The organism is Hydrogenophaga palleronii, from assembly GCF_031457455.1.
GTDB classification, from domain to species: Bacteria; Pseudomonadota; Gammaproteobacteria; order Burkholderiales; family Burkholderiaceae_C; genus Hydrogenophaga; species Hydrogenophaga palleronii_A.
In genome coordinates this window covers 286,015-308,397 of the sequence record NZ_JAVDWU010000001.1, presented here as the reverse complement: position 1 = coordinate 308,397, position 22,383 = coordinate 286,015, and the positions used below count along the sequence as shown (strand labels likewise).

General features: G+C 64.0%; 19 protein-coding genes. 10 read left to right on the top strand and 9 right to left on the bottom strand.

Going from position 1 to position 22,383, the window contains the following annotated elements; translation table 11 throughout:
- Positions 1-98: 98 nt before the first annotated feature.
- From J2W49_RS01490 to J2W49_RS01480, 3 genes are all read left to right on the top strand, one after another.
- On the top strand, positions 99-962 hold the full coding sequence (locus J2W49_RS01490) for an NAD(P)-dependent oxidoreductase (protein ID WP_310312099.1): 864 nt from the start codon (positions 99-101) through the stop codon (positions 960-962).
- 164 nt (positions 963-1,126) lie between these two features.
- Positions 1,127-3,028: an acyltransferase family protein gene (locus J2W49_RS01485; RefSeq protein ID WP_405000979.1), complete on the top strand. Its 1,902-nt coding sequence runs from the start codon at positions 1,127-1,129 to the stop codon at positions 3,026-3,028.
- A gap of 178 nt (positions 3,029-3,206) precedes the next feature.
- Positions 3,207-5,177: an acyltransferase family protein gene (locus J2W49_RS01480; protein WP_310310823.1), complete on the top strand. Its 1,971-nt coding sequence runs from the start codon at positions 3,207-3,209 to the stop codon at positions 5,175-5,177.
- A gap of 76 nt (positions 5,178-5,253) precedes the next feature.
- Here J2W49_RS01480 and J2W49_RS01475 read toward each other — a convergent pair whose 3' ends face one another.
- The 3 genes from J2W49_RS01475 to orn form a co-directional block, all read right to left on the bottom strand.
- A complete protein-coding gene (locus tag J2W49_RS01475) occupies positions 5,254-7,164 on the bottom strand; it encodes a DEAD/DEAH box helicase (protein ID WP_310310822.1) in 1,911 nt (636 codons plus the stop codon).
- 350 nt (positions 7,165-7,514) lie between these two features.
- Complete coding sequence (locus J2W49_RS01470) at positions 7,515-9,101, bottom strand: inorganic phosphate transporter (protein WP_310310820.1); 1,587 nt, start codon at positions 9,099-9,101, stop codon at positions 7,515-7,517.
- A gap of 97 nt (positions 9,102-9,198) precedes the next feature.
- Complete coding sequence (gene orn / locus J2W49_RS01465) at positions 9,199-9,798, bottom strand: oligoribonuclease (RefSeq protein WP_310310818.1); 600 nt, start codon at positions 9,796-9,798, stop codon at positions 9,199-9,201.
- 94 nt (positions 9,799-9,892) lie between these two features.
- On the opposite strand from orn, the gene J2W49_RS01460 reads away from it, so the two are divergent.
- The 3 genes from J2W49_RS01460 (at position 9,893) to rsgA (ending at position 12,645) form a co-directional block, all read left to right on the top strand.
- Positions 9,893-11,155, top strand: coding sequence for a M48 family metallopeptidase (locus tag J2W49_RS01460; protein WP_310310816.1), 1,263 nt, complete (start codon positions 9,893-9,895; stop codon positions 11,153-11,155).
- A gap of 156 nt (positions 11,156-11,311) precedes the next feature.
- Entirely contained in the window at positions 11,312-11,632 is a 321-nt protein-coding gene (locus J2W49_RS01455; RefSeq protein WP_310310814.1) for a 4a-hydroxytetrahydrobiopterin dehydratase, read from the top strand.
- A gap of 74 nt (positions 11,633-11,706) precedes the next feature.
- A complete protein-coding gene (rsgA, locus tag J2W49_RS01450; RefSeq protein ID WP_310312096.1) occupies positions 11,707-12,645 on the top strand; it encodes a ribosome small subunit-dependent GTPase A in 939 nt (312 codons plus the stop codon).
- Between the two features lie 135 nt (positions 12,646-12,780).
- Here the strand turns inward: rsgA and J2W49_RS01445 are convergent, their stop codons facing one another.
- The 6 genes from J2W49_RS01445 to rpsP all read right to left on the bottom strand — a co-directional run bounded on the left by J2W49_RS01445 (position 12,781) and on the right by rpsP (position 16,789).
- Positions 12,781-13,716 (bottom strand): CobD/CbiB family protein, encoded by a 936-nt coding sequence (locus tag J2W49_RS01445; protein WP_310310811.1) that lies wholly within the window; start codon positions 13,714-13,716, stop codon positions 12,781-12,783.
- 31 nt (positions 13,717-13,747) lie between these two features.
- Positions 13,748-14,431, bottom strand: coding sequence for a CoA pyrophosphatase (locus J2W49_RS01440; protein WP_310310808.1), 684 nt, complete (start codon positions 14,429-14,431; stop codon positions 13,748-13,750).
- 172 nt (positions 14,432-14,603) lie between these two features.
- Positions 14,604-14,960 carry a 50S ribosomal protein L19 gene (gene rplS / locus J2W49_RS01435; protein ID WP_310312092.1) on the bottom strand — a complete coding sequence of 119 codons (357 nt, stop codon included), beginning with the start codon at positions 14,958-14,960 and terminating at the stop codon, positions 14,604-14,606.
- 150 nt (positions 14,961-15,110) lie between these two features.
- On the bottom strand, positions 15,111-15,881 hold the full coding sequence (gene trmD / locus J2W49_RS01430; protein ID WP_310310805.1) for a tRNA (guanosine(37)-N1)-methyltransferase TrmD: 771 nt from the start codon (positions 15,879-15,881) through the stop codon (positions 15,111-15,113).
- A gap of 22 nt (positions 15,882-15,903) precedes the next feature.
- Complete coding sequence (rimM, locus tag J2W49_RS01425; RefSeq protein ID WP_405000963.1) at positions 15,904-16,503, bottom strand: ribosome maturation factor RimM; 600 nt, start codon at positions 16,501-16,503, stop codon at positions 15,904-15,906.
- 31 nt (positions 16,504-16,534) lie between these two features.
- Positions 16,535-16,789, bottom strand: a complete 255-nt coding sequence (gene rpsP, locus J2W49_RS01420) for a 30S ribosomal protein S16 (protein ID WP_310310803.1) — start codon at positions 16,787-16,789, stop codon at positions 16,535-16,537.
- Positions 16,790-16,999: 210 nt separating this feature from the next.
- On the opposite strand from rpsP, the gene J2W49_RS01415 reads away from it, so the two are divergent.
- From J2W49_RS01415 to J2W49_RS01400, 4 genes are all read left to right on the top strand, one after another.
- On the top strand, positions 17,000-17,539 hold the full coding sequence (locus tag J2W49_RS01415; protein ID WP_310310801.1) for a GNAT family N-acetyltransferase: 540 nt from the start codon (positions 17,000-17,002) through the stop codon (positions 17,537-17,539).
- Positions 17,536-18,006 carry an NINE protein gene (locus J2W49_RS01410; RefSeq protein ID WP_310310798.1) on the top strand — a complete coding sequence of 157 codons (471 nt, stop codon included), beginning with the start codon at positions 17,536-17,538 and terminating at the stop codon, positions 18,004-18,006. The genes J2W49_RS01415 and J2W49_RS01410 overlap by 4 nt, the downstream gene beginning before the upstream one ends.
- Before the next feature lie 82 nt (positions 18,007-18,088).
- A complete protein-coding gene (locus J2W49_RS01405; RefSeq protein WP_310310794.1) occupies positions 18,089-21,013 on the top strand; it encodes a DUF2339 domain-containing protein in 2,925 nt (974 codons plus the stop codon).
- Positions 21,010-22,353, top strand: a complete 1,344-nt coding sequence (locus J2W49_RS01400; RefSeq protein ID WP_310310791.1) for a DUF3999 domain-containing protein — start codon at positions 21,010-21,012, stop codon at positions 22,351-22,353. Before J2W49_RS01405 ends, J2W49_RS01400 begins: the two co-directional genes overlap by 4 nt.
- Positions 22,354-22,383 lie beyond the last annotated feature (30 nt).

Below are 22,383 nucleotides of genomic sequence, written 5' to 3'. Positions count from 1 at the left end.
TCTCCAGACCCGCCATTGCACAACTCAAAGTGAACATCGCCGTCCCCTCCGTTTCGCTTCTACCCGAGTCAACCCCGACGCCCGATCCATTGCCAAGTATGGCCGTGCTGGGCATCGGCACCATGGGCATGACGGTTGCCCGCCGCCTGCGAGCGGCGGGTGTGAGCATCACCGCCTGGAACCGCACGCGCTTAAAAGCCGCCCCATTGACCTCGCTGGATGTGCACGTGGTCAGTCAACCAGCCGAAGCGGTGGCCCGGGCCGACATCATCTTCCTGCTGCTGACCGACGGCGCAGCGGTCGAGGAGGTGCTTTTCCATCAAGGCGCCATCAACGGCTTGCGACCGGGCAGTCTCGTCGTCGACATGTCGTCCATTTCGCCCCGGCAGGCGAAGGACCACGCCGCCCGGTTGAACGCTCTGGGTGTGCACCACCTCGACGCCCCGCTGTCCGGGGGGGCCGCAGGCGCCGAACAGGGCACACTGGCCATCATGGTGGGAGGCAAGCCTGCCGACTTTGCACGGGCGCGCCCGCTGTTTGACCTGCTGGGCCGAGCCACCCATGTGGGCAACCATGGTGCCGGCCAACTGGCCAAACTGGCGAACCAGATGATCGTCGGCATCACCATCGGTGCTGTGGCTGAAGCCCTGCTGCTGTGCCAGCGCGGCGGGGCCGACATGTCCAGGGTCAAGGAGGCGATCACCGGGGGTTTCGCCGACAGCCGCATCCTCCAGGTGCACGGGCAACGCATGATCGACCGCGACTTCACCAGACACGGTGCGGTCGCGCTCCAGCTCAACGACTTGCGCAATGCCTTGTCCACCAGCCGGGAAATCGGGTTCGAAGCTCCCATCACCCAACTGCTTGAACAGCTCTTTGCCCAGACCGCCGACCACGGACTGGCCGAACTCGACCATTCGGCCCTGTTTGTCGAACTGGCCAGCCGCAACGGCATGACCTGAGGATAGGCTCTCACCGGCAAAGGTAGACAACGCTTCGACTCTCAGCCCTCATTCACCGGGCATATATCATTGGCAGGTTTGCTCGATCCGACCCATAGAACGTTATCTTGACGACTTCCCCATCACCGGCGCATCACGCCGAATACCGCCCCGACATCGACGGGATGCGGGCAATTGCAGTCACAGCCGTAGTCATTCACCACGCGTTTCCCCACCTCTTGCCAGGTGGCTTCGTGGGCGTAGACATTTTCTTTGTGCTCTCTGGCTACCTGATCAGCACGATCATCCTGCGCAGCCTGGTCGATGGGCATTTCACCTTTTCTGACTTCTACATTCGCCGGGTCAAGCGGATCTTTCCTGCGCTGTTGCTGGTATTGATTTTCACGGCAGCGATGGGTTGGCAACGCCTGATTCCATCGGACTACGCCGAGCTGGGCAAGCACCTTCTGGGTGGTGCCGCCTTCATCTCCAATTTCCTGCTGTGGCAGGAGGCTGGATACTTCGATTCAGAGTCGCTGAGCAAACCCTTGCTGCACCTGTGGTCCTTGGCCATTGAGGAACAGTTTTACCTGCTCTGGCCATTGTGTCTGTATCTGCTGCACCGCTGGCGGCTCTCGGCGATCCGCAGCATCGCCCTGATTCTGCTGGTCTCGTTTTTTGTCAATCTCGCTCTCGTGTCGGACCATCCCGTCGCTGCGTTCTACAACCCGGCAGCGCGGGTCTGGGAGTTGATGTTGGGTGCTCTCCTGGCTGCCATCCAGCTTCATCCTGCTGGATGGCGCGGACTGCTCGGCCTCCCTGCAACGCAAAAACAGGCCCCCGAGCAGGCTGCGGCCTGGATGGCCTGGGCGGGCGCGCTATTGCTCGGCCTTGGACTGGCGCTGCTGCACCCGCAGCGCGCTTTCCCTGGCGCCTGGGCGCTGCTGCCCACGCTGGGCACCGTGTTGCTGATAGCGGCGGGGCCAAACAGCCTGATCAACCGTACACTGCTGGCCAGTCGTCCCATGGTCTGGGTCGGACTCATCAGCTACCCGCTCTATCTCTGGCACTGGCCACTGCTCACCTTCGCGCACCTGCGCGCGGGAGACACCCCAGCCTGGACCACCCAGCTGACCTGGGTGGCGGTGGCGATACTGCTGGCCTGGCTGACCTACCAGTTGGTGGAGAAACCGGTGCGCTTTGGCCGGTTCAACCGTCGTGCCTTGATCGCAGCGCTGTGCACAGCCATGCTGGGTGCTGCGGCAGCCGGCACCACCATCCACCAAAAGAAGGGATTTGACGAGCGCTTCCCCCCTTCGGTCAGGGAATTGATGACCCGTGGTGGCAAAAAGGCGGTCATTCAGGGATGGCGAGACGGCGACTGCATGCTCGATTTCCGGGTGCCCGCATCGAACTACAAAGACTTCTGCATCGAGCAGAAGAGGCCCCTGATCTTCCTCTGGGGTGACTCTCACGCTGGATCCCTCTACCCCGGCTTCAAGGCGCTGCAAGAGAGTGGCCGCTACGACTTCGGTATCGGCGAACGCACTGGCGCCATCTGCCCCCCTGTGCTGGGCATCGAGCCCCGCCCCTTGTGCAAGAGCCTGAACGACAACGCCATCGAAGCCATACGCCAAGCCAAGCCCGACGTCGTGGTGCTCTATGCCTGGTGGCACCACCCGCGTTACGACCTGAAGAATCTCGAAGCCACCGTTGCCGCGATCAAAGCCGCGGGCGTGCCCCGCATCATCATGCTGGGCGCGGTGCCATATTGGCAAGGACCTTTGCCCCGCATCCTGCTGGATGCCTGGAAAAAAGGCCCGGTGACCCAGCCCCCGCCCCTGCGACTCAAAGCCCAACTGGACCCCAAGCTGGAAAGCATCACCCAGCAGATGCGGGCACGCGCTGAGGCCATGGGCATCGAATTCGTCTCAGGTCTGGACTATTTCTGTAACCGCAATGGCTGTCTGACACGCCTGAATCAGGATGCGGTCGAACCCTTGAGTTACGACTACGGACACTTGGCGCCCGATGCTGTTCGCTACTACATCGAGCAACTGGCTCCATTGATCTTCAGGACGCGCTGAACGCGCGCCCCCTCGTCCGACCGCCCTTGCCGGGTTGCCCATCGGAAGCGACCACGGTCCAGGCCGGCCTTGCTTCAAAACGTGGCACTTGGGATGCGGCGAGCTCGTGGGAACACGCGGTGTGCAAATGACTCGCACCTCTTACACCACAGCAGCGGGGCCACCTGCTTTCCCTACCTTGAATTCCGCACCGGCTTCCACGCCACCAAGCTTGCACGCCAACTACCGGGCCGACATTGACGGCCTGAGGGCGATTGCGGTGGTGGCGGTGGTGATCCACCATGCGTTTCCCGAGCTGCTGCCCGGTGGCTTCGTGGGCGTGGACGTCTTCTTCGTCATCTCCGGCTACCTCATCAGCACCATCATCCTGCAGGGTCTGCAGCGCGGGCGCTTCAGCTTCGCCGGGTTTTATGTGCGCCGCGTCAAACGCATCTTCCCCGCCTTGCTACTGGTGCTGGCCACCACCATGGTCATGGACTGGTTCCAGCTCATTCCCACCGACTACGCCGAACTGGGCAAACACTTGCTCGGTGGCGCCACCTTTGTCTCCAACTTCCTGCTCTGGCAAGAGGCCGGCTACTTCGACACAGAGTCCCACAGCAAGCCGCTGCTGCACCTGTGGTCGCTCGCCATCGAGGAGCAGTTCTACCTGCTGTGGCCGCTGGCCCTGTACCTGCTGCACCGCTGGCGCCTGTCGGCCATGCGCAGCATCGCCGTGATCCTGGTGCTGTCGTTCGCGGTGAACCTGGCTTTGGTATGGGAGCACCCCACGGCCGCCTTCTTCAACCCGGCCGCTCGTGTCTGGGAGCTGATGCTGGGGGCTTTGCTCGCTGCGGTGCACCTGCATCCTGCCGGCTGGCGGGGCTTGCTGGGGCGCATCGCGTCGGTTGAAAACCCAACACCCTCATTGACCGCGCCCGTGATGGCATGGTCCGGTGCGCTGCTGCTGGTGCTGGGCTTCGCCCTGGTCAACCCGGAGCGTGCCTTCCCCGGCGCCTGGGCGCTGCTGCCCACGCTGGGTACCGTGCTGCTGATTGCGACGGGGCCGCACACCCGCCTGAACCGCACCCTGCTGGCCAACAGGCCCATGGTCTGGGTCGGGCTCATCAGCTACCCGCTCTACCTCTGGCACTGGCCCTTGCTCACCTTCGCGCACCTGCGCGCAGGGGAAACACCGGTCTGGACCACCCAACTGGCCTGGGTAGCCCTGAGTGTGCTGCTGGCCTGGCTGACCTACCGGCTGATCGAGAAGCCGGTGCGCTTCGGCCCGTTCAACCCCCGCGCCATCAGCGCTGCCCTGTGCACCGCCATGGTGGGCGTGGCCGTTGCGGGCACCACCATTCAACAACGTGAAGGCTTCGAGGAACGTTACCCCCAGACGGTGCGGGAGCTGTTGACACGCAGCGGCCTGAAAGCCGTGACGCAGGGCTGGCGCCTCAAGGACTGCATGCTTGAATTTGAGCACCCGGCCTCCGACTACAAGGATTTCTGTATCGAAGAGAAGCGACCCTTGGTCTTCCTCTGGGGCGATTCGCACGCGGGCTCGTTGTACCCGGGCTTCAAGGCGTTGCAGGACGGCGGCCAATACGACTTCGGTATTGGCGAGCGAAGCAGCGCCGGCTGCCCTCCTGTGCTCGGGCCAGAGGCACGCCCGCTGTGCGGGAGCCTAAACGACAACGCCATCGAAGCCATTCGCCAGTCAAAACCCGATGTGGTCCTGCTCTACGCCATCTGGCACCATCCGCGCTACGACATCAGCACACTCGAAGCCACGGTGGACGAGATCAAGCGCGCCGGCGTGCCGCGCGTCGTCCTGCTCGGTGCCGTGCCCTACTGGGACACGAGCCTGCCCCGTGTCCTGATCAGCGAATGGGAGAAAGGCCCCGTCACCCGGCCTCCTCCCCTGCGCCTCAACAGGCGCCTGGACCCAAGGGTCGACGAGATGGCCCAGCAGCTGCGGGCACGCGCAGAGGCCATGGGCATCGAATTCATCTCCGGCATGGACTACTTCTGCAACAAAGGGGGTTGTCTGACGCGCTTGCATGCCGGCGCCACCGAACCCTTGTCCTACGACTACGGTCACCTGGCGCCGGCTGCAGTGCGCTATTTCGCCGAACAACTGGCGCTCAAGATCTTGCCTGCTCGCTGACTCACCTGCGTCAGTGCCTGATCCAGACGAAAAAAAACCAGACCCGAAGGCCTGGCTTTTAGCGATTGAAGCCGGATCAGCGCGGGTTGCGGCGGGCAACCGGGCGAGCCGGGCCACCTTCGCTGCGACGCGGCTGGAAATCACCTCGCATGGCACCGCGCTCGGCGTTGCCACGGTCGCTGAACCCACCGCGATCGCCTGCACCTGCGGGCCTGTCGCTGCGGCCGAAGCTGGAGAAGCCACCTGGCTTGCCACCGGCGCGGGCCGGGGCACGGTCACCGAAACCACGACCAGCGGACGGACGCGTGTCAGGGCGGTAGCCGCCTTGTTCGCCGCGGTTGTCACCCCGGTTGTCGAAGCGGCCCTCCGGGCGCTGTGGCTCGGCACGTCCTTCGAAGCGCGGATCAAAGCGCGCGTCAGGGCGGCGGAACTCGGTGCGCGGTGCTTCAGCGCGGCCTTCCGGACGACCTTCAAAACGCGGGCCACGGGCGGGGCCACGGCGGTCGGCGAAGCGGTCGTTGGAGCCACCAAAGCGGTCACCACCACGCGCTGGCGGGCGGCCACGGCCGAAGGTGTCGGCCTGCGGCGCGCGCTGGCGCGGCTCCAGGCCGGGCACGGTTTCCACGTTGATGCGTTGGCGGGTATAGCCTTCGATGTCGGCGATCTTGCGGCGATCGCGCAGCTCTGCGAAGGTCACTGCCAGGCCATCGCGGCCGGCACGGCCGGTGCGGCCGATGCGGTGGGTGTAGTCCTCGGCCTTCATCGGCAGGCCGAAGTTGAACACGTGGGTGATGGTGGGCACGTCAATGCCACGGGCCGCCACATCGGTGGCCACCAGAATCTGCACCTGGCCGGCACGCAGAGCCATCAGACGGCGATTGCGGATGCCCTGGCTCAGAGCGCCATGCAGGGCCACGGCCGCAAAGTTGGACTGTTGCAGGTCGGTGGCCAGGCCGTCGCATTCAATCTGCGTGCTGCAGAAAACAATGGCCTGGTTGATGCTGGTGTCGCGCAGCCAGTGATCGAGCAGCTTGCGCTTGTGGTCGGCGTTGTCGGCCCAGAACAGCACCTGCTTGATGTTGGCGTGTTGCTCCTGCGGCGAATCGATCTGCACCTTTTGCACGTGCTTGCCACCGTCGTGCATCACGCGCATGGCGAGCTGCTGGATGCGCGGCGCGAACGTGGCGCTGAACATCATGGTCTGGCGGCGCTGGCTGGTGAGCTCGTTGACTTCGGCCAGGTCGTCGGCAAATCCGAGGTCCAGCATGCGGTCGGCTTCGTCCACCACCAGGAACTGCACCTTGTCGAGCTTGAGCTGCTGCGAGCGCTGCAGGTCCAGCAGGCGGCCAGGCGTGGCCACCACCAGATCAGCGTTTTGTAGGCGAGCGATCTGCAACTGGTAAGGCATGCCGCCCACCACGTTGGCGATGCGCAGGCCACGGCAGTGGCGAACCAGGTCAATGGCGTCGTTGGCGACCTGTTGGGCCAGTTCGCGGGTGGGGCACAGAATCAGGGCGCCGGGGGTGGCGGCCTTGAAGTTGCGCGAACTGGTGGGGTCCTTGCGCTTGGGCGCCTTGGGAGGTGCTTCGCCGCGGGCAATCGCTTCGGCGGCCAAGCGCTCGCGCTCGGCGCGCTCATGGGCCTCGGCATCGGCACGCTGCTGCAGCAGGGTGTGCAGCACGGGCAGCAGGAAGGCGGCGGTCTTGCCGCTACCGGTCTGGCTGGAAACCATCAGATCGGCAAAACGCTGTTCGCCTTCGGCCAGCATGGCCTTGGGAATCACGTTGTTCTGCACGGCTGTGGGCTGCAGGTAGCCCAGGTCGGCACAGGCTTGCACCAGCTCGGGCGCCAGGCCAATCAGCTCGAAGCCGTTCGGGCCGGTGGGCACTTCCGGCTGGGCCATCTGGGAGGAGGAAATCTCTGCTTCGGTGTCGGCAGAGTTCATTTCGGGCGTGAAATCGCCGCGGGCTTCAAAAGAGTCGCTCATGTTCGTCCATGCGCAAAATACGCGCAATTGATCGAATGCAGACGCTGAATGGAATGCCGACCTCAGTGGGTGGCAGCTCCGGGGCGCTTGATCCGTTCGTGGTTACAAAACATCAACCATCAAACGATCAACGCGCCGTGGGTCACAAAGGATAACGCCGGGAGCGAAGGCCCCATCCGCTGTGCCGGGCAAAAAAAGCCTAGCGGGCTGCTGCGAACCGTTTCCGGCTGCGCGACAACCCCATGTTCGGGGGGCCTGGTGTGTGAGGCAGATGCACAAATCATCGCAGTTGCCTGCGAAGCCCATGATTATCACACACATTCAGGGAAAACCCTGGATTATTTCTGCCTTCAGCTCAGAATCGCTGAAACGATCTGGAACAGGATGGCAGCCAGCACTGCGGTGGCAGGCACCGTGATGATCCAAGCGGCCACGATGCGCATCACCACCGAACGTTTGACGATTTCCTTCTTGATCGCCTTCTTCAGCGCTTTTTGCTCCTTCTTCGCAAACACCGCACCTTCCGCACTTTCGCGCAGCTTGGCGCGCCGCTTCATGTCGGCCAGCATCTGCTTCTTCTCTTGCACCTCGGCCGCCTCGAAGCGGTGTAGATAAGCCTCGACTTCAGCGCGGTCGGCGCCCTGATGGCCGGCAAACACCACCGCTTCCATCTTGGCGTAATTCACCTTCAGCAGTTCCCGCAGAAAGCCCACACCAAACACGGCGCCGATGGTCACGTGGGTGGTGGACACCGGCATCCCAAGCTGGGAGGCCACGATCACCGTCAGCGTAGCGGCCATGGCGATGGAATACGCGCGCATGTTGTCCAACTCGGTGATCTCCTTGCCCACGGTGCGGATGAGCTTGGCCCCGTACAGCGCCAGGCCCACCGCCAGACCCAGCGCCCCGAGCACCATGATCCACAGTGGTGTGGCTGCCTTCGAGGCAATGGCCCCGCTCTTCACAGCCTCATAGATGGCGGCCAGCGGCCCAATGGCATTGGCCACGTCATTGGCACCGTGCGCAAAGCTCAGCAAGGCGGCGGAACAGATCAAAGGCCAGGTGAACAGACGGTTGACACCCTGCTTGCTGTTGTCCTGCCGAAGGGCCAGACGCCCCAGGGGTTTGTGAATGAACCACCACACCACAACGGCCACCCCTGCGCCAGCGAGCAAGGCCACCGGAAACGCCACCTTGACGATCTGCCCCAGCCCCTTGAGCAACATGTAGGTGGTGTAGGCCCACACCATGAGGCCAATCAGCACCGGCACCACGCGACCGGCGGCATCGGTCTTTTCGCTTCGGTACGTCACGCTGCGCTTGATAAGGTAGAGAAACCCCGCCGCCAAAGCACCGCCCATGAGGGGGGAAATCACCCAGCTCATCACGATGGCCCCAATGGTGTCCCAGTTCACCAGCCCCCAGCCACCGGCGGCAATGCCAGCGCCCATGACAGCCCCAATGATCGAATGCGTGGTGGACACCGGCGCCCCCACTGCAGTGGCCAGGTTGAGCCAGAGCGCGCCCGCCAGCAACGCGGCAAACATGACCCAGGCGAACGTGGTGGCGTCGCGGATCTGTGCCGGGTCGATGATGCCGCCCTTGATGGTGCCCACCACCTCGCCGCCAGCCACAATGGCCCCCAGCGCCTCAAACACCGCCGCGACCACAATCGCCCAGCCCATGGTCATGGCGCCAGAGCCCACCGACGGCCCCATGTTGTTGGCCACATCGTTGGCACCGATGTTCATGGCCATGTAGGCACCCACGCCGGCTGCGACGATCAGGAGCCACACCGCTGACGAGGTCAGGCCGACGGTCGATGCGCCCGTGAGCGACGCATACACGCCGACCATGACGAGGAAGAGTACCGCTGCACCCAGCTGCAAAGCTTCCTGGTGCCGGGTCACAAAACGCGAACGGGATTTTTTTGTCATGGGAAATTCACGAAAAGTTCATGATTTTGACATGCGGGTGCTGGCGACCTTTGAGCCAGAACACAGGTGCCTGAACGTCTGAGTCGTGCAGCGCAACTCAACGCAGAAAATGCGTGCGGTAGTGCTCGAGTTCGTCAATGGACTCGTGCACATCGGCCAGCGCCGTGTGCTTCTGCTGCTTCTTAAACGCGTCGTACACCTCGGGGCGCCAGCGTTTGGCCAGCTCCTTCAGGGTGCTCACGTCGAGGCAACGGTAGTGGAAGTAAGCCTCCAGCTTGGGCATGTACTTCACCAGAAATCGCCGGTCCTGGCTGATGGTGTTGCCACACATGGGCGAGCCATTTTTGGGCACGTACTTGCCAATGAACGCCAGCAGTTCGGCCTGCGCAGCCTCTTCATCCACCGTGCTGGCCTTGACCTTGTCGATCAGACCACTCCTGCCATGGGTGCCCTTGTTCCAGTTGTCCATGGCCGCCAGCAGCGCATCGCTCTGATGGATCACGAGCACTGGCCCTTCCACCCGGGGTGTGAGTTGCGGCCCCGTGATCACCACCGCAATTTCCAGCAGGCGCTCTTTTTCGGGGTCCAGACCGCTCATTTCGCAGTCGAGCCAGACCAGGTTCTGGTCGCTTTTTGTCAGGAGTGGGGAGGTACCGGCTTCGGCCGGAGGGCTTTCGGGTATGTGGACGCTGGTCATACTCTGATTCTCACCGATCTGCCGAACAGGCCCTTTCGACCGGCATGCCCGCTTCGACCACCGCCACCGCCCGTCTTCGATAGACTCACCCTCCATGGATTCTGCTTCCTTCACATTCACCGCCGTTTTCTGCGTCCTTCTGATGCTGGGTCTTGTCACGCGCCTGGTGCTGGCGAGCCGGCAGATCCGGCACGTGGCGCGTCACCGCGGTGCGGTCCCTGCCGCATTCGCACAAACCATCACGCCAGAAGCCCACCGCAAGGCCGCCGACTACACCATCACCAAGACCCGGTTCGGCATGCTGGAACTGGCGCTGGAGACAGCAGTGCTGCTTGCCTGGACCCTGCTGGGCGGGCTTGACTGGCTGAATGCGACCTTGCTGGCGGCGCTGGGTGGCGGCATGGTGCAGCAACTGGCGCTGCTGGCCGCGTTTGGGCTGATCGGGGGTCTGGTGTCAATGCCCATGGGCTGGTGGTCGACCTTCCGCATTGAGGAACGCTTCGGCTTCAACAAGATGACGCTCGCGCTGTGGCTAGGCGATCTGGTGAAGGGCACATTGGTGGCCGCCCTCATCGGCCTGCCGATCGCCGCCCTGATGCTCTGGCTCATGGGCGCTGCCGGCCCCCTCTGGTGGCTCTGGGCCTGGGGCGCGTGGATGGTGTTCAACTTGCTGCTGCTGGTGCTCTACCCCACCGTGATCGCACCGCTGTTCAACAAGTTCGAGCCTTTGAAGGACGAAGAACTGAAAGCGCGGGTGAACGCACTCATGCAGCGATGCGGCTTCGCGGCCAGCGGGCTTTTCGTGATGGATGGCAGCAAGCGCAGCGCGCACGCCAACGCCTATTTCACCGGCTTCGGTGCGGCCAAGCGGGTGGTTTTCTTCGACACCTTGCTGAAGCAACTCAGCCCACCGGAGATCGACGCGGTGCTGGCACACGAACTCGGCCACTACAAACGCCGTCACATCGTCAAGCGCATTGCCATGATGTTCGCGATCAGTCTTCTCGGTTTCGCTCTGCTGGGCTGGGCCTCGCAGCAGGCCTGGTTCTATACCGGCCTGGGTGTCACGCCTTCGCTGGATGCACCCAACGACGCGTTGGCGCTTCTGCTGTTCATGCTGGTGATCCCGCTTTTCACCTTCTTTTTGTCTCCCCTGACCGCGCAGCTCTCTCGCCGGCACGAGTTCGAGGCCGATGCCTACGCCGTGGCCCAGACCAGCGGCACCGACCTGGCCTCCGCCCTGCTCAAGCTCTACACGGACAACGCCAGCACCCTCACACCCGATCCTGTGTACGCGAAGTTCTACTACTCGCATCCGCCGGCCAGCGAGCGCCTGGCCAGACTGCGCGCCGCCTGAAATGAAACACCCCCGCAGCGCTTCGCGCTACCCCCTCCAGGGGGCGGCACTGGCCGTCCGGCAAAGCCGGCCCGGCGGCGCCCCGGACCGCACTGTTTCATGCATTGGGGTCGCACTCCGGCACCTGGGCTACTGAAATCCGATCTCATCATCACAATGCATCAAGTTCATCAGAACCGCCGCGCGCTCAGCGCGACCGAGCTCGTCACCCACCTGACCCAGCTCAATGGCGACAGTGCCCAGGGCTGGAAGCTGATGGACGGCGCGCTGGAGAAGGCGTTCGAATTCGCCAACTTCCATGAAACCATGGCCTTCGTCAACGCCGTGGCCTGGGTCGCTCACCGCGAAGACCATCACCCCGACCTCGCGCTGAGCTACGGGCGCTGCACGGTGCGCTTCAACACCCACGATGTGTATGGCATTTCGCGCAGCGATTTCCACTGCGCCGCCGCGGTGGACCAACTCATCAAGACCTGAATGAACACACCCATCTTCAGGGGGCCACTTTGAAGCCTCGCCACGCGCAGTCGACGGCCGATTCCGCGGAAAGCATGGAAGGTCTGGTGGTGGCGGCATTTGGGCGGCACTGCCTGGTCGAGAGTCCCGACGGCACGCGACGCATCTGCCACCCGCGTGGGAAAAAAAGCCAGGTGGTCGTGGGCGATCAGGTGCGGTGGCAACACACCGGGGACGAAGGCAGCATCGAGCGCGTCGAAGAGCGCCGCAACCTTTTCTACCGGCAGGACGAATTGCGCACCAAGTCCTTCGCTGCCAACCTGGACCAGGTGCTGGTGCTGGTCGCGGCCGACCCCGAGTTTTCTGAAACGCAGCTGGCCCGCGCCCTGATCGCGGCAGAAGCCGAGCGCATCGACGTGCTGATCGTGCTCAACAAGAGCGACCTGCAGCCAGCGTTTGACCGTGCCTGGGATCGACTGGCTCCTTACTGCCGCATGGGCTGCACGGTACTGCCGCTGCGACTCAAGGGCGACACGGCCGCAGGTTCGGAGGCCGGCATCGATGCACTTCTGGCAAAGCTGGCTGGCAAACGAACCCTGGTGCTGGGGCCATCAGGCGCTGGAAAAAGCACCCTGGTGAACCGGCTGGTGCCGCACGCCCAAGCCCTCACCGGTGAAATCTCAAAAGCCCTGAATTCAGGCAAACACACGACCACCAGCACCACTTGGTACTGGACCGACGCGGAACGCAAAACCGCGCTGATCGACTCCCCCGGGTTTCAGGAGTTCGGCCTCAACCACATTGAACCCATGCAGCTTGCGCAATACATGCCCGACCTGCGCGCCACACTCGGCCACTGCAAGTTCTACAACTGCACCCATCTGCACGAACCAGGCTGCTCGGTGATCACCCATGTGCAAGGCGGGCATTCCGGCTCTGAGCTGACCACCCCAGACACCCTGGCCATCAGCGAAAACCGCTACCGCATCTACCGCGACCTGTTTGACGAGCTTTCAAACAGGCGCACGTACTGACGCACATTGTTGGTCGGAGCGTGATTCGCATCTTGTGAAGGGACCCTTCCAGGGATACCGCCGGGCTGGCTTTGCCAGACGGCTGGTATCGCCCCCCTTCCAGGGGGGTGGCGCCGAAGGCGCCGCGGGGGGTAGCTAGCCTATCAAGCGCGCGAGCGTGAGCAAGGCCAGCAGCAGCATCCACAAGACCACGGTACGCCAGACCAGGCCGACCACGCCGCCCAGATGAGCCAGCTGTGGATCGGGTCGGAAGCTGCCATCCACCTGTGAAGCCAGCACCTCCTGCGGTGCCTGAGCAGCCAAGCGCACATTCAGCGCTCCCGCGGTGGCCGCCAGCACCACACCATCGCTGCCCGGTGCGTGGCGGGCAGCCTCGCTTCGCCAGTTCGCCACCGCCTCCTCAAAATTGCCCACCACCGCAAACCCCAGCGCGGTGGAGCGGGCAGGCACATAGTCAACCCATTGCCAGGCACGCGCCGCTGCCACCTGAAGCGCCACGCTCGGGGTGCCATCGACTCTCGCGCGCCAATTTCGCGACACATACTCTGCCAGACGGTACAGCACCGCGCCCACCGGCCCCAGGCCCAGCATCCAGAAGAAGACAAACGTAATCAATACCCCGAACACATGGCGATGCGCTGACACCACGGAGTGCTCGATCACCTGTCGCAACAATTCGGTGCGCGGCAGGCTGTGTGCGTCCACGCGCAACCAGTGGGCAAATTTCTCTCGGGCCGTCAGATCATCGCCACTTTCCAGTGCCTGGCGAATGTCACTGAAATGGTGGCTGAACTGGCGGAAACCCAAGGTGACATACAACACACCCACCAGCCACACAAAGCCCAGCAGCGGGTTGAGGGCATAAAGCCCCCAATGGGCCAGACCGGCCACCGCAGCAGGCACGCCCACCGCCAACAACCATGCCAGCCAGCCGTGGGCCGACTCTCCCGCATCGAGGTTGCGCCGCACCAGCCTCACCCACCAGCGCATGGCGCCATGCACCGGGTTGTCGTACGCCAACGGCCGCGCCTGCTCCAGCAGCAAGGCAATGAGGATGGCAAAGAAACTCATGGGTGCCATCATAGCGGCGGCACCCGAAGACTCAGGTGGAGAGCAGACGATAGAAGTTGCGCAGCATGCCCGCCGTGGCACCCCAGATGAAACGCTCGCTGGGGCCGTCCTGATAAGGCATCGAATACCACTCGCGCACCACACCCTCAAACTCGAACACGTGCCTGCGGTGATGGGCCGGGTCCATCAGGTAGGCCAACGGCACTTCAAACACGTCGGCCACTTCAAAGGGGTTCGGCTGCGGCAAGAAATCAGGCTGCACCAGCCCGACGACCGGCGTGATGACAAACGCGCTACCCGTGGTGTAGACCGGCAAGGTGCCCAGCACTTCAATGGCGTCTGCCGACAAACCTATCTCTTCATGCGCCTCTCGCAACGCGGTGGCCGTGGCATCGGCGTCCTCCGCATCCACCTTGCCGCCTGGCAAGGCGATCTGGCCCGAATGGGTGGACAAGTGCGTGGTGCGCTGCGTCAGGATCAAAGTGAGCCGGTCCCTCATGACCAAGGGCAGCAATACGGCCGCATGCGCCGTTTCGCGATTCATGAATTTCTGCTCGCGATGCACCTCCGGCGTCCACACCGGCGGGCTGGCGAACAGCTTGCGCAAACCTTCAGGTGTCATCCGGTCGGCATGGGCGGGGCGCAGACCATGGTCATCGTCCCGGACCAACACGGGCACGGCACGGGGATCAAACTGAGGCAGAAAACGGGTCATGGAAAGTGTGAGATCACCAAGCGACGCACTGATTCTGGCCCAACATCGCCCAACTGCGTCTTGGCAACGGGGAGCAGCCCTACCCACTGGCGGCGGAAAGGGATGTACCTAGAAAAAAGGCCGCTCCGAAGAGCGGCCTTTCAGCGAGGACACGGGGCCAATGGCCCGCGCATCACGCGCCCAGCTTTTCCTTGATGCGTGCCGACTTGCCGCTGCGATCGCGCAGGTAGTACAGCTTGGCGCGACGCACGTCGCCACGGCGCTTGACTTCGATCTTGGCAATACGGGGGCTGTACAGCGGGAAGGTGCGCTCGACGCCTTCGCCGTTGGAGATCTTGCGAACGATGAAGCTGGAGTTCAAGCCACGGTTGCGACGGGCAATCACCACGCCTTCGTAGGCCTGCACGCGCTTGCGGGTGCCTTCGACCACGTTCACGCTCACGATGACGGTGTCACCAGGGGCAAACGGGGGAATGTCTTTGTTCAAACGAGCAATTTCTTCTTGCTCAAGGGTCTGGATGAGGTTCATGGTTTCCTGATTCACGATCATGCCCGCGCTGCACTAAAGGCCACGAATCCGGCAGGGGCCCTGTCCAGTGGGTCCATGAAACATGGATTCCATTGCGGGCTGGCCCGGTCACGGCGGCCGGTCAGAGGATCGAAAAGCCTTTGATTATAACTATTTGCGGGAACGCAGAAAAGCCTCGTCCTGCTTGCTCAGTGCACCCCGGGCGCGTGCCTGGTCCAGAAGGTCCGGTCGCAGGCTCGCGGTGAGGGCCAGACTCTGTTCGCGGCGGTACCGCGCGATGCGCTCATGGTGGCCGCCCAGCAACACCTCGGGCGCCTGCATCGGGCCGTTGGGTCCGTGCCAGACCTCCGGACGGGTGTGATGCGGGCTGTCCAGCAAGCCATCGAGAGCGGGATTGAAACTGTCCTGCTGATGACTGCCTTCGTCGCTGAGCACACCTGGCTGCAGTCGGGCCACGGCATCGAGCAATGCCATGGCAGGAATCTCGCCACCTGAAAGCACGAAGTCGCCAAGGCTGATCTGGATGTCGACACAGGCCTCGACGAAGCGCTGGTCCACGCCCTCGTACCGGCCGCACACCAGCACGGCACCCTCGCCCTTCGCCCAGGATTCGACGCCCGAGTGTGAAAGGCGTTCGCCTGTGGGGGTGAACATCACCACCGGGGCCAGGTGGTCTGGCGGGTCGTCCCGGTCTGAACGAACCGCCTGCAGGCACCTCCAGAGAGGCTCGGCCATCATGACCATGCCAGGCCCACCTCCAAAAGGTCGGTCGTCCACCCGCCGGTACTGACCCTCGGCATGGTCCCTGAGGTTCCAGAGCCGCACGTCCACCAAGCCGCCCTCGAATGCCCGCCGGTTGATACCGCTCTTGAAGAAGGGTTCAAACAGCTCGGGAAACAGGGTGATGACGTCGAATCGCATGAGGGTATTGTCCCCCGGGGATTCAATAGTCTTTTTGCCAGTCGACGGTGATGCGACGAGCAGCCCGATCCACATCGTCCACGTAGGCCGCAACGAAAGGGATCATGCGTTCTGCCGTTTGCTCAACACCATCGATGGTGTCGGTGTATTCGAGCACCAGCACGGCGTTGGGGCCGGTCGACATGAGATCGCGCACCACGCCCATGTGCTCGCCTTCGCGATTGACCACGTCGAGGCCGATCAGGTCGACCCAGTAGTACTCGCCTTCGGGTGTGGGCGGGAACACGCTGCGGGGCACAAAGATGCGGACGCCCTTGAGCGCTTCGGCAGCGCTGCGGTCGTCCATGCCTTCAAATCGGGCAACCACGCCGTCCGCATGCATTTTGATGTCGGCCACGGTGACCGAAACGCTGCAGGAAAACGCCGAAAAGCCACGCGCGAAGCGGGCTTCGGGTGGCTGAAGAAACCATTGGGGGGAGGCAAACAGCGCCTGTGTGTCGGTGCTGTGGGGATGGATGCGCATCCATCCTTTGATGCCCCAGGCCTCCTGGATGCGCCCCAGTTCGACAGCATCGTCCGGAAGGACCGATGCGGTGAAGGGCGCGGGCAAAGGGCTGCTCACCAGAATTTCACCGGACGGAGCAGCCCGAGGATCAGGCTGCGGCCTTCTCGGCGTTCTGCTTGACCAGACGAGCCACGGTGTCGGACGGGGTGGCACCCACGCCGGTCCAGTAGGTCAGGCGGTCCATGGCGATACGCAGCGGCTCTTCACCACCGCGGGCCAGCGGGTTGTAGAAACCGATGCGCTCGATGAAGCGGCCATCACGGCGGTTGCGCTTGTCGGCAACGACGATGTTGTAGAACGGACGGGCTTTTGCACCGCCGCGGGAAAGTCGGATGACGACCATGATTTATCCTTCGGGTGGAGAGGTACCAAAATCGGTACTTCACCGGGTTCTTGCGGGATGCAACACATCCGACACAACAACCCGCTTGATTGCAGCGCTTGAGACACACGACTGACCACCCGGCCAGCGAAACGCCACAAAGCCTGCGATTATAGCCCGTGCGGCTGAAAACCAAACGCCGTCCGACCGAACTTCACCTGAACCACACCCATGCCGCTCATTCGTCCCAGCGTCGACGCCGATCTTGACGCCATCACCCGCATTTATGGTCACCACGTCCTGCACGGCACAGGCACCTTCGAAACCACCCCGCCAACCGCCCAAGACATGGCCTCCCGCCGGGCCGACGTGCTGTCCAAAGGCCTGCCCTGGCTGGTGATTGAAGAAAACGGTCAGGTGCTGGGGTTCGCCTACGGCAACTGGTTCAAGCCACGCCCCGCCTACCGTTTCTCGGTCGAAGACTCGATCTACATGGCGCCCCAATCGGCTGGCAAGGGCTGGGGGCGCGCCCTGCTGGCCGAGCTGATGGCGGCTTTCGAACGCGCCGGCGCCCGCAAGGTGATGGCCGTGATCGGCGATTCGGGCAATGCGGGCTCGATTGGCGTCCACAAAGCGCTGGGCTTTGAGCGCGTGGGCATCGTGCAGTCGTGCGGCTGGAAGTTCGACCGCTGGCTTGACATCGTGCTGATGCAAAAGAGCCTGGGGCCAGGCGACACCACCCCACCGACCGACACCGAAAGCCGGCAGTGAGCGCCGGTCGCAAGAACAAGACGCTGGCCGTCTGGCTCGCGTTGCTGGGTGGCACGCTCGGCCTGCACCGCTTCTATCTGCGTGGCCTGGGCGACTGGGTGGGCTGGCTGCACCCGGTGCCTGCCGCGCTGGGATGGTGGGGCGTAGACCGGGTGCTCAGCTACGGGCAGGACGACAAACTCTCCTGGGTGCTGATTCCGCTGCTGGGCGCTACAGTGGCGGCGAGTTGCCTGATGGCCATCGTGTACGCATTGACCGAACGCGAAAAATGGAACCAGCAGTTCAATCCCGCCAGTGCGCCTGATGCCCCCGCAGGCGGTACGAACTGGCTGACGATCGCCGCATTGGTGTTTTCCTTGTTGCTGGGTACGATCGCCCTCATGGGCAGCCTGGCCTTCGGATTCCAGCGTTACTTTGAATACCAGGTAGAAGAAGCACGCAAGATCAGCCAGCCGGACGCCGATTGAACGCCTGATCCGTCCCGCCACAGCAGCAGTTTTCTGGCGCCCCTGAAGAGGCGCATGCACGAACCACTGGAGGGGGATAAGAATGATCCTATGGGGCATTTTCTGGGGTGCGGTCGTCGGCGCGTTGACCAGCTACGACTTTTTCCAAGGCCTGGTGTACGGCGCCATGCTGGGGCTGGCTGCGGGGCTCACTCTGCGGCGAGCACTCAACAAGTGGCTTCAAGCCCAGCGCAAGCTATGGGAAACCGAAGCCGGCACCGCCCGTGACGCCACGCCCCCTGCGGCCCCGGCGCAGGCGCCAAGAGCTGCCAGCGCCCAGGACAACGAACGACGGTCGCCGCCACTGGAAGCCGAGCCACCTGCTCAACCGGATCTGGCACCGCTCCCCGCGATGGCGCCGCCCGAGGCAGCGGTTGCACCCACCTTGGCCACAGCCGAGCTGACAGATCCCGCCTGGCAAATCCCGGCTTCGCGCAAGCCCGCTACCGAAGTCTCGGCGCCAGCAAACCCAACCTACCCATCGCCTCTGGACGGCGCGTTCACAGCGGCCAAGGCCTGGTTGCTGGGCGGCAACACCATGCTTCGGGTCGGGCTGCTGATCCTGTTCATCGGACTGGCATTCCTGGCGCGGCAGGCCGCTCACATGGGTTTGCTGCCGGTGGAATTGCGCCTGGTTGCCATTGGTCTGGTGGGTGCGGCGTTGCTGGTGTTCGGCTTCCGCCAGCGCCTGGCCAAACCGGGGTTGTCGCTCACACTGCAGGGTGGCGGGGTGGCGGTGCTGTACCTCACCGTGTTTGCCGCGTTCAAGCTCTATGGGCTGATCGATCCCCTGCCGGCGTTTGGCCTGATGGTGATCATTTGCGCGTTGAGCTGTGCGCTCGCCTTGCTGCAAAACGCGCACAGTCTGGCGGTGGCTGCCTTCCTGGGTGGCTTTGCCACCCCCGTGTTGCTATCAACCGGCGGCGGCAGCCATGTGGCGCTGTTTGCCTACTACCTGCTGCTGAACCTGGCGATTCTTTTCATTGCCTACAAGCGCTCATGGCGCCTGCTGAACCTGGTGGGTTTTTTCTCAACCTTTGTGGTCGCCGGGCTGTGGGGGGTGCTGAGTTACCGCCCTGAACATTACGCCAGCGCGCAGCCCTTCCTGATCGCGTTTGTGCTGATCTTCATCGCGGCCTCGGTGCTGTACGCGCGCAACACGCCCACCCGGCTGGGCAATGCGGTGGACAGCACGCTGGTGTTCGGCACACCACTGATCGGCTTCGGCTTGCAGGCCGGGCTGGTGGCGTCGATCCCGTTCGGGCAGGCGTTTTCCGCGGTGGGGTTCGGCTTTGTTTACCTGACGCTGGCCTGGGCGCTCAAGCGCCGGGGCGGGGTTTCGTCACAGATGTTGATGGAGTGCTTTCTCGCACTGGGCGCGGGCTTCGCCACCTTGGCCGTGCCCTTGGCGCTGGACGCGCGCTGGGTCAGCGTGGTGTGGGCGCTTGAAGGCCTGGGCGCCTTCTGGGTGGGCATGCGACAAGCCCGCTGGATGCCCAGGGCCGCCGGGCTGTTGCTGGTGGCGGTGGCCGCCCTGCTGCACCTGAATGGGCTGGCCGCACGCGGGTCTGCGCACGCCCTGCTGAACCCCGCGTTGTGGCACGGTCTGGTGCTGGCACTGGCGATGCTGCTGATGGCCTGGTGGCTGCGCGCTGCGCCCCTGCCGCACAGCGGATCGCGCTGGGCGGAGGTGTTCGCCAGGCTGGAAAGTGGCCTGTCGGTACCGATGTTCCTGGTGGGCTTCGGCTACGCCTGTCTGGCCTGGCTGACCGAGACCACGCGACTGGGAACGGCCAACGGGCTGTCGATGCCGGTGTACGCCGAGGCGGTGCAGCCAGTGAGCACCATGCTCGGCTGGGTGGTTGCTGCAGCTGTGGCCCTCTGGCTCGGGCAGAAGAAACAGTGGCAGGTGGCCACCTGGCCCGCGCGCGCCATGCTGCCCGCGCTGCTGGTGGCCTGTCTCTGGCAAGGCGGTCAGGGTGCGCACGTCTTGCAGTGGCCGCTGTGGCTCATGTGGGGCATCGCGCTGACGCTGCATGTGTGGGCACTTCGGCGGCTCCATGCGCTGCACAGTGAAACCGTTGAGCCTGCGACGGACGCGCCTCGCTGGCTGCATGCACTGCACGCCGGCAGTGCATGGCTGGTCTGCCTGCAGCTGGCCGATGCCTTGTGGATGGCCATCGACGCAGCGAACCTGTGGCGCAGTTCGTGGGCCAGTGTGGTCTGGCTGCTCAGTGCCGTGACCGTGCTGGCCGGGCTGTGCCTGTGGGCCGGCCGCGCCCACAGGCCGGAGCATCGGGCGTTGCGCGGCTGGCCGCTGAATCCCTACGCGCCAGCGTACTACGCATGGGCTGCTGCGCCACTGGCGCTGCTGGTTTTCATCGGCGCACTGTGGCTGGCCTGGACCTCGCCGGGCGACACCCGTCCCCTGCCCTATGTGCCCCTGATCAACCCGGTGGAAATCGCGCTCGCTCTGTCGATGGTGGTCTTGCTGTTGTGGCGCAGAACCATGGTTGCCGCAGAGCCCCGACCACCACTGGCGCACTGGCTGGCAACGCCGCAAGCCCCGTTGGCGCTGGCCGCGCTGGGCTTTGTGGCGCTCAACACCGTCTGGCTGCGTGTGGCCCACCACTTCTTTGGTGTGCCCTGGCGCGCCGACGCCCTGTTTGAGAGTTTCGTGGTGCAGACCGGCTACGCCATTCTGTGGTCGCTGCTGGCCATGGCTCTGATGCTGATGGCCCACCGGCGCGCGCTTCGCCCGTGGTGGATGGCGGGTGCGGCACTGCAGGCCGTGGTGGTGGTGAAGCTGATGCTGATCGACCTGTCCAATGCCGGTGGCATGGAGCGCACCGTGGCCTTCATCGCGGTGGGTGTGTTGATGCTGCTGGTGGGCTACTTCGCCCCCTTGCCGCCCAAGGCAGACAGCCCCCCGGTGGCGAGCGACCCCACGACTGAGGTTCAGCCATGAAGGCGGCGGTGTGCCTGATGGTGCTGGCCGGCTACTGGAGCCACGCTCATGCCGACAAGCCCTCCGACTATGAGCGCCAGTGGCCAGTGACGGTGCAAAGTGGTGCCGGTCTGCAAAGGCTGGCCCTGCCCGCCCCTGTGTTGGCCACTTTGCGCCAGGCAGACCTGGCCGACCTGCGCATCTTCAACGCAGAGGGTCAGATGCTCAGCATGGCCCTGTCCCGCGCGCCGGATTTTCAGGCGCGGGAACGACAGCGCCACCAACGCCCCGTCTACCCGCTCATGGCCAGCGCCCAGGCACCCAGCACATCAGGCTGGACACTGCGCATTGAAGAGCAAAACCAGCGGGCGGTGCAAGTGGACGCCAGCGGGCAGGTAGTGCCGGTGGAAAACCGGGTGGAAGGGTATCTGGTCGATACGCGAAACATCGAGCACTCTGCGGTTGCACTGAACCTGGAAGGCGAATGGCCCGCCCACCAGATGCTCTCTCTGGAGATCAGCACCAGCAAAGACCTTCGAACCTGGACGCCCGTGGGCAGCGGCGTGCTCTACCGCAGCGAAACCGGCACCATGGGCACCGGCAGCGCCCTGAGCACCTCGCCCACCGCGTTGCGCGACAAGTACCTGCGCATCACCTGGCCACCCCAGAGCCCACCCCCACGCCTGACCCAGGTGGTGATCGAGACCGAACAACCGGGTCCGGCACCCGCAGCGCCCGTTCGCGCGCGACTGCAGACCGAAAAAATAGACGCTCACGAACGGCGCTTCACCCTGCCCTTTGCAAGCCGCTTGAGCGCCCTGGAGATCGAGCCCGAAAGACAGAACAGCTTGCTGCCGATCACGGTGTCGGGGCGGATGTCTGGAGCTGAACCGTGGTCACACCTGAGCAGCGGCGTGGTGTACCAGATCGAAGACCAGGGGCGAGCGGAAAAGAACACGGTGATTGGCTTGCCCGCCGCGCAGTACCGGGAGATCCGCATTGCAGCCGACGCCAGGGGCGCAGGCCTCGGCGACGATCCGGTCGTGCTGGCGCATTTTGCGCCTGTGCAGGTGGTTTTTCTCGCCAGTGGCGGGCCCCCATACATCCTCGCCGCAGGCAAAGTCAACGACAAGGCGGCCTACCTGCCGTTGAACACGCTCATCCCCAACCACAAGCCGCTGGACGAGCAGAAGCTGCCCATGGCTACGGTGGCATTGAGTGAGGCGGAAGCGAGCACGCCGGTCGTGCCATCCGGCACAGCCACGGCACCGTCCAGGCAAGCCCTGTGGCTGTGGGCCGTGTTGCTGAGCGCCGTGGCCGCATTGGCCGGCATGGTGTGGGTACTGCTGCGCAAGAAGTAAAGCACTACCCCCCGCGTCGCCTTCGGTGCC

Coding starts and splice junctions, on each gene's coding strand:
- rsgA (WP_310312096.1), top strand. CDS start 11,707: ATGGAAGGTCTGGTGGTGGCGGCATTTGGGCGGCACTGCCTGGTCGAG.
- J2W49_RS01440 (WP_310310808.1), bottom strand. CDS start 14,431: ATGACCCGTTTTCTGCCTCAGTTTGATCCCCGTGCCGTGCCCGTGTTG.
- J2W49_RS01455 (WP_310310814.1), top strand. CDS start 11,312: ATGCATCAAGTTCATCAGAACCGCCGCGCGCTCAGCGCGACCGAGCTC.
- rplS (WP_310312092.1), bottom strand. CDS start 14,960: ATGAACCTCATCCAGACCCTTGAGCAAGAAGAAATTGCTCGTTTGAAC.
- J2W49_RS01490 (WP_310312099.1), top strand. CDS start 99: ATGGCCGTGCTGGGCATCGGCACCATGGGCATGACGGTTGCCCGCCGC.
- rpsP (WP_310310803.1), bottom strand. CDS start 16,789: ATGGTCGTCATCCGACTTTCCCGCGGCGGTGCAAAAGCCCGTCCGTTC.
- orn (WP_310310818.1), bottom strand. CDS start 9,798: ATGACCAGCGTCCACATACCCGAAAGCCCTCCGGCCGAAGCCGGTACC.
- J2W49_RS01445 (WP_310310811.1), bottom strand. CDS start 13,716: ATGAGTTTCTTTGCCATCCTCATTGCCTTGCTGCTGGAGCAGGCGCGG.
- J2W49_RS01405 (WP_310310794.1), top strand. CDS start 18,089: ATGATCCTATGGGGCATTTTCTGGGGTGCGGTCGTCGGCGCGTTGACC.
- J2W49_RS01485 (WP_405000979.1), top strand. CDS start 1,127: ATGCGGGCAATTGCAGTCACAGCCGTAGTCATTCACCACGCGTTTCCC.
- J2W49_RS01460 (WP_310310816.1), top strand. CDS start 9,893: ATGGATTCTGCTTCCTTCACATTCACCGCCGTTTTCTGCGTCCTTCTG.
- J2W49_RS01400 (WP_310310791.1), top strand. CDS start 21,010: ATGAAGGCGGCGGTGTGCCTGATGGTGCTGGCCGGCTACTGGAGCCAC.
- J2W49_RS01470 (WP_310310820.1), bottom strand. CDS start 9,101: ATGACAAAAAAATCCCGTTCGCGTTTTGTGACCCGGCACCAGGAAGCT.
- J2W49_RS01475 (WP_310310822.1), bottom strand. CDS start 7,164: ATGAGCGACTCTTTTGAAGCCCGCGGCGATTTCACGCCCGAAATGAAC.
- trmD (WP_310310805.1), bottom strand. CDS start 15,881: ATGCGATTCGACGTCATCACCCTGTTTCCCGAGCTGTTTGAACCCTTC.
- J2W49_RS01415 (WP_310310801.1), top strand. CDS start 17,000: ATGCCGCTCATTCGTCCCAGCGTCGACGCCGATCTTGACGCCATCACC.